At 47.7% G+C, this 6502-nt stretch carries 7 protein-coding genes; 4 read left to right on the plus strand and 3 right to left on the minus strand.

Going from position 1 to position 6502, the window contains the following annotated elements; all coding sequences use genetic code 11:
• Positions 1 to 413 precede the first annotated feature (413 nt).
• Both OCU21_RS02640 and OCU21_RS02645 read left to right on the plus strand, forming a co-directional pair.
• Positions 414 to 2180: an oleate hydratase gene (locus OCU21_RS02640; protein ID WP_261805955.1), complete on the plus strand. Its 1767-nt coding sequence runs from the start codon at positions 414 to 416 to the stop codon at positions 2178 to 2180.
• 44 nt (positions 2181 to 2224) lie between these two features.
• The gene (locus tag OCU21_RS02645; protein ID WP_261805956.1) at positions 2225 to 2416 is read left to right on the plus strand and encodes a hypothetical protein; all 192 of its coding nucleotides are present in this window, start codon (positions 2225 to 2227) and stop codon (positions 2414 to 2416) included.
• 166 nt (positions 2417 to 2582) lie between these two features.
• Here the strand turns inward: OCU21_RS02645 and OCU21_RS02650 are convergent, their stop codons facing one another.
• The 3 genes from OCU21_RS02650 to OCU21_RS02660 form a co-directional block, all read right to left on the minus strand.
• Positions 2583 to 3155 (minus strand): TetR/AcrR family transcriptional regulator C-terminal domain-containing protein, encoded by a 573-nt coding sequence (locus OCU21_RS02650; protein WP_261805957.1) that lies wholly within the window; start codon positions 3153 to 3155, stop codon positions 2583 to 2585.
• A gap of 765 nt (positions 3156 to 3920) precedes the next feature.
• The gene (locus OCU21_RS02655; RefSeq protein WP_261805958.1) at positions 3921 to 4394 is read right to left on the minus strand and encodes a LysR family transcriptional regulator substrate-binding protein; all 474 of its coding nucleotides are present in this window, start codon (positions 4392 to 4394) and stop codon (positions 3921 to 3923) included.
• Positions 4339 to 4719, minus strand: coding sequence for a LysR family transcriptional regulator (locus OCU21_RS02660; RefSeq protein ID WP_261805959.1), 381 nt, complete (start codon positions 4717 to 4719; stop codon positions 4339 to 4341). The genes OCU21_RS02655 and OCU21_RS02660 overlap by 56 nt, the downstream gene beginning before the upstream one ends.
• 769 nt (positions 4720 to 5488) lie before the next feature.
• Between OCU21_RS02660 and OCU21_RS02665 the strand changes: the two genes are divergently transcribed.
• Together OCU21_RS02665 and OCU21_RS02670 are read left to right on the plus strand one after the other, a co-directional pair.
• The gene (locus OCU21_RS02665; RefSeq protein ID WP_261805960.1) at positions 5489 to 5659 is read left to right on the plus strand and encodes a hypothetical protein; all 171 of its coding nucleotides are present in this window, start codon (positions 5489 to 5491) and stop codon (positions 5657 to 5659) included.
• Between the two features lie 157 nt (positions 5660 to 5816).
• The gene (locus tag OCU21_RS02670; RefSeq protein ID WP_261805961.1) at positions 5817 to 6131 is read left to right on the plus strand and encodes an NAD(P)H-binding protein; all 315 of its coding nucleotides are present in this window, start codon (positions 5817 to 5819) and stop codon (positions 6129 to 6131) included.
• The last annotated feature ends 371 nt before the right edge of the window (positions 6132 to 6502 follow it).

Consider the following 6502-nt stretch of genomic DNA (forward strand, 5'->3'; position numbering starts at 1 on the left):
CTGAAACACTCCTTCTTTGATCTTCCGATAAATGTGCTCTGCACTGCAATTTGAAACGCGCTCGCCACCCCAGTGCTTGCGCATTAGCCGGGGTGGCTCACACTCTGATTTTAAACGTGCTCACCGACCTAGCTTCTTCCGCTTAACTACGCTAGGATTCCGGAAGCGAAACCCGCTTCCATAATCCTAGTTAGGTTAATGCTCAGAAGCTGTACAGGTCGGCTCGCACTCTGATTTTAGTCTACAACGTTGTAGTAGGTAGAAGGCAAGTGAATTTTGTAAATTATTGCGAAAAAGTCCAAAATGGGGCTTCTATTTTTGGACAAACGTGCTGAGTTGTCCATTGTTGCTGCTGGGAAATCGCTCTAGACTAGAGGCAAGTGATTCGAGGAATCACACTAAGGAGGCAACATATGTACTATTCAAATGGTAATTATGAAGCTTTTGCACGGCCGAAAAAGCCGGAAAATGTCGATCAAAAATCGGCTTATTTAGTTGGATCTGGTCTGGCGTCACTGGCCGCTGCGGTTTTTCTGGTTCGTGATGGTCAAATGGCAGGAAAGAAGATCCACGTTCTAGAAGAGCTCAGCCTACCTGGCGGGAGCATGGATGGTATTCTGAACAGCCACGGCTACATCATTCGTGGCGGCCGGGAAATGGAGCCCCATTTTGAAACTTTGTGGGATTTGTTCCGCTCGATCCCGACCTTGGAGGACCCGAAAGTTTCTGTGCTGGACGAATTTTATTGGCTCAACAAAGAGGATCCTAGCAAGTCCGCCTGCCGGGTCATTGAAAATCGCGGTCAACGTTTGGCTAGCGATGGTCAGTTGACCTTATCCAAACAAGCCATCAAGGAAATCATCGATTTGGTGATGACGCCGGAAGCTGATCTCCAAGATGTTAAAATCAACGATGTTTTCGGTCCAGAATTCTTCCAAAGTAACTTCTGGCTGTACTGGTCAACCATGTTCGCCTTCGAACCATGGGCCAGCGCCACGGAAATGCGCCGTTATCTGATGCGTTTCGTTCACCACGTCGCCACGCTGCAAGATATGTCCGCCTTGAAGTTCACGAAATATAATCAATACGAATCCCTGGTCAAGCCCATGATCAAGTACCTGCAAGATCGAGGCGTGGACTTCCAATTTGACACGGTGGTCAACAATATTGAATTGAATCACGACAATCACGGCCTGACCGCCACCCAAATCGACTTGACCGTTGCGGGTAAAGCGACGACGATTCCGTTGACCCAAAACGATCTGGTTTTCGTCACCAACGGTTCGATCACTGAGAGTACCACTTACGGCGACAACGATCATCCGGCGCCAATGGAACACGAAGTCGGCGCTAGCTGGCAATTGTGGGAAAACTTAGCCAAACAAGACCCGGCGTTAGGTCATCCAGATAAGTTTTATCGGAATATTCCAGCGGCTAACTGGGTCATGTCCGCCACTTGTACCTTCAGCGATGATCGCATCGTTCCTTACATCCAGAAAATCACTGGCAAGGATCCCCACAGTGGCTCGATCGTCACCAGTGGTCCCTTGACGATTCGCGATTCCAATTGGCTATTAGGCATCTCCATCAGCCGGCAACCCCATTTCCAACAACAAAAAGACAACGAATTGATTGTTTGGTTATATGGTCTGTTCTCTGACCAACCTGGTAATTATGTTCATAAGAAGATCACCGAATGCACCGGCCAGGAAATCTGTCAGGAATTTCTGTATCACATCGGCGTACCAACTGATGAGATCGCCGACATCGCCGCCGACGCCAATTCAATTCCTCAGCACATGCCTTACATCACCAGCTACTTCATGCCTCGGTCCACAGGTGACCGGCCGCTGGTTGTGCCAACTGGTTCAACCAACCTGGCCTTTATTGGTAACTTCGCGGAAACGGAACGCGATACTGTTTTCACGACCGAGTATTCCGTTCGGACCGCCATGGAAGCCGTTTATCAATTATTGAATGTGGATCGGGGCGTGCCCGAAGTCTTCGATTCATCCTTCGACGTCCGAGTCTTGATGCGGGCCGTTTATTATTTGAACGACCACAAATCCCTGCGAGAGTTACCATTAAATTCAGCGGAACAACTGGGCGTCAGTGCCCTCTTGAAGAAAGTCAAAGGCACCTATATTGAACAATTATTGCATGACGCGAAATTGATTTAAGCTGGCTCATAGCTATCTGTATTGATTTTGAAGGAGGTTTTCTCATGAAACATAAAAATTTGATTCTGGTTCCCATCGTATTGGCCGCTGGTATTTATGTTGGCCACCGTTTCGGCCACTCTATCGCCGCCGCGATCAATGAACACTGCGGTGATGCCCCGGCAACCGACAATGCGGCGGCCGCTGATCAACCCGTTTATCTGCGCGAAACCTTAACTGATGGTCAAGGTCTCTAAACCGGAGTAACCGCCAGACTTGGCGCCTAATTAAAAAGCAGATCGAGTGAACGACGCACTCGACCTGCTTTTTTGATAGGCAATTTATGGTGCGCGAACCGCAGAAAACACGGAGGCAGGCAATGTTTGCCCCAGCACAACCGCCGCAGTCAACTATGAAACATCGCTAATGATCCGCCGCCGAATCATTTTCATGCAGCGACTTCTGCACGATCAATTCGATCGTCCCCTGCAACATCAACTTGGCCCGCGCCAACATTTGCGCCTCGGTCTCGCGCAATTGATCATCCAACCACCGCAGCAATTGCGCCGCCAAAGCACCCGCGTAAAAGTCAACGATGTCGTCAGCGACGGCGGGCGCCAAATGACTATCAATATCCTTGACCACCGGCCGCACCACTAAAACCCCAACCGAATAGAGAAAGTTTTCCAAAAAATGCCGACCGACTGAATTTGCCGCCGCCAAACAAAAGTCGCGGTTATCCTGAACATAAGTCAACATTTGTTGATACTTCTCCTGCCAATTCGCGGCGGACAAATTGGTTTGGATCTGGGTGACGATTTCCTGATCGAAAGTCCACTCCAACAATTCATAAATATCTTCGAAATGATAATAGAACGTATTGCGGTTGACATGCGCTCGCTTGGTCAGCGCGTCGATCGTGATGTGCGCCAATGGCTGCTGCGTCATCATGATCTTCAAATTATCGGCCAGCACTCGCTTCGTCGTTTTGGTCATCGTTGACCTCCATTCTCAGCTCTCAGCAAAAAAATCGATAAACTAACTATAGCACTTACCGGCTAATTTAGGCGGAAATTCACCTAGGCTTGAAATGAGGTTGTTGCGATAACTGCTTGCGATGTGGTACCGCCGTGACGTTGGTGGTTGGCAGATGTGGTGGGGCTCCAGGTCGGTCTGGGGGTGGTGGAACGCTGCGGGTGTCACTTTAAGCTTCGCGAAACCCACACGAATCTCAAAGCCGAGCCTTATTCTAGGCGGCAGAGCCGCCAAGAATAATATCGCGGCTGACTCACCCCCAGCCCGACCTTCCGCCTGACGAATGAACAGCCCACCAACGCCAAAGAACCTGTTTATTTATTTCTTGACCACATCTGTCATAACTACCCCCTTGGGCCAGATTCTGATCAATTGCGCCGACTATCTTGTGGGTCAAGGTTTTTCAAGTTAGGCCAGCTTAGCCGCCGTTAATTGCAGGGAAAAAGCACCGACCGCGTCATCAAGATACTTGGTTTTATTTTTAGTCGCCCCAATAATGGACGCCATGACTCCCTGCCCCCGCTGCCAAGCAATGCGATTTGAGCCAGCGTCACTTGCTGTTTCTCCGCTAATTCATGGACCTGTTCCGTAATTTCCAACTCATCGGCCTTAGTAGCCAACCATTTGTTAATTCCGTTGTTAGTTTGAAACCTTTGTTGCCTGACCATATTCACGCAACCGCTCCAAAAACACTTCAGTGGCTTTGGGATGGGGTCGTCTTGCTCGCTATGCTACGATTGAATCCAAAGACAGTTTGGGCTTTAACGAAACAAACCGCATGCCGGAGAACTCTTGAGGCAATTTCAAGCACACGATTACGCCGTCGGTTTGTCGCGCTAGCGTGATTGCACTTGACAACAGGTTGTATCTCGCCCAACTAGCCATTTGCGCTGCGTACTGGCCTGACCAACTGGCCAATTCACGTTGAACAACTTCATCCAAAATCGTGATCACTGGTGTACCAATCAAATCTCCAGGAACAATCTCAGCATACGTTGCGAAAGGGGAGGTTTCCGCAACTAAAACACCCCATTCTTCAACTTGGCTCATTCGCACAAATTCATAGTTTTTAACATCCATGGGTTCCAACATCAGTGCTAAATCAATTGATCCACGCTCCAGCCAAAATTGTAATTCTTGGTTATTACCACTGTGGAGCGCGAAATGAACTGGGGGGATGCATGAGGTGGAATTCGGCAATTAATTGTGACAGTTCCGTTAAGCTTTGTAGTTCACTCACCCCAACAGCAATTTCCCCAGCCAGAATACCACTCTGTGTGAGCTCCTCCTTGGCTCGTCTTTCTATACTGATAAGATCGCGGGCCCGTTGTTGAAATAAAATACCCGCATCTGTTAGTTCGATCCGATGATGGGCTCTTAGAAATAATTGCACGCCCAGCCCATCTTCAAGCCCTTTTAACTGACGAGATAAAGTCGGTTGCGTGATATGCAATAAGCTCGCCGCCTTGGTAATATTCTCCTCACTCGCAGCTAACAAAAAATAGTTTAATACACGTGTATCCACTCTTCCGAATCCATCCAGTCGCCTCAGTGGTATAATTGGCTTATTAAATCAACATCTCGTGATTCTTACTCTGTTAAGAATTACAAAATTACCGCTAATCGCAAATTCAAATCAAGCTCTCCTCCAAGAAATCAAAACAAACAATTTTGACGCTGCTTACCAACTTCTGGAATCTTGGCGCGCTAATCGCATCAGTCAGCGCCAGTATTTACGGCTGACTAGTTGGCTGCAGGAGCGGCGCTTTGATGGAGAATGACAGCAATCAAGCATGAGGTTTTTAATGAACGAAGAATTGGTCTTTGGTACGTTCAAAATTTCAAACTGGTTTTCTCACAATAAACAGACTGTAAAAATTCACGCTCAACAGATTGCAGAGCTGTCCATAGTGCTGTCCTTGAATATTTAGCAAAAAGAAGCGCTGATCGCTTCCATTGAGCGAACTCCTTCAGAGCAATATTTCGAAAATTTTTGGTAATTTAGTAGTCTAATAACGGCCAAAGCAAACTTTGATTAGCTACCCACCTAGTACAACTATTTTCCCAGCCAAGCTTGTATAGACAACTCAAAAACTGTTATGATAATGACAATATTGATGGTACTAATTCGAACGCAGAGCTTCAGAAGAATGATGACATCGATCTGGACCATCATCGAGTTGGCCGCTACCATCTCGCTCGCTGAGGATTTTCCACGTAATCATCGCCCTACTCGCACTTAACAACGCCACTTTGACAGCAACATATTTTGACGCAAACGAGGAGATCAGCCCATGGACAAAGAACAACTACTCATCAAAATCGCTAAAAGTATCTTGATGGTTCTTTTATTTTATCTTGTTCTAAACTATCATTTCGCAGGGTATATTCAGCTCCTAATGTGGGTGGCCATGGTGGCCCTTATTTGGACGCCGAATAGCTTCGCAAATCGTCAAAGAAAATAAGAAACGTCAAAAACCTTGTCAGCCGGTAATCTGACAAGTTTTTTGATAGAGACACATTTGGGCATGGCAACCCTGCTGATTTTTCTTCCACGAGCGGCTATTGGCAACCGGCCGAAGTGAGCGTCAAGCCGCGCCCACTTCTGGAAATTGACTCCGAATGCTCGTCACCAATACGCGCTATCCCTACAAATTCGGCGCCGCAACTTTTCTAAAAGGCAACTTTGCGGACCATGAAGCCGGCGAATCACAGCTACGCGCCAGCGACCTTAATTGGACCACCATCCACCCCGGACCACTGATGAACAGCCCCCGCACACCCCACCCCTTCGTTCGTGACGCCGCCAGTGGCATCAAACTCCCCGGCGCCCCCCGAACGAATCGCCAAGACGTCGCCGCCGTGATGCTCGCAGCGATCAACGATCCGAAAACGTTTCGCAAACAATTGGTGATGACGTCTGCGTGGCAGGATTAGGAATGACGACGATGATATAAAGTCATTTGGAGACTGAGGACCGGATAGTTGAAAATTCTATCAGCATTTCATAACGCCGTTTTCACCGCTTGAATCGGAGGATGTTGTTGAAAAAGAATTGACCCTATCTCCGGGAAGCGGCGATAAAACGGTTATAAATACGATAGAATTTATCAAGAAACAATCCGGACTAGCGGCGACTCTCTGGAACAAGAGTAAAACCCTATCCGGATGTTATTGAATCCAAATACCAACAGATTATGCTCGTAGACAAAGTGCTTAGCCAATGCAAAGGTTGGCGTAAAGTTTAAGTGGGTGGAATTGTTGAAGATAAAAAGGGAGCGATTCCCTTTATGCTAGAATAGTAATTG

It is taken from the genome of Lapidilactobacillus luobeiensis (assembly GCF_024345205.1).
In the GTDB taxonomy this organism is placed as follows: domain Bacteria; phylum Bacillota; class Bacilli; order Lactobacillales; family Lactobacillaceae; genus Lapidilactobacillus; species Lapidilactobacillus luobeiensis.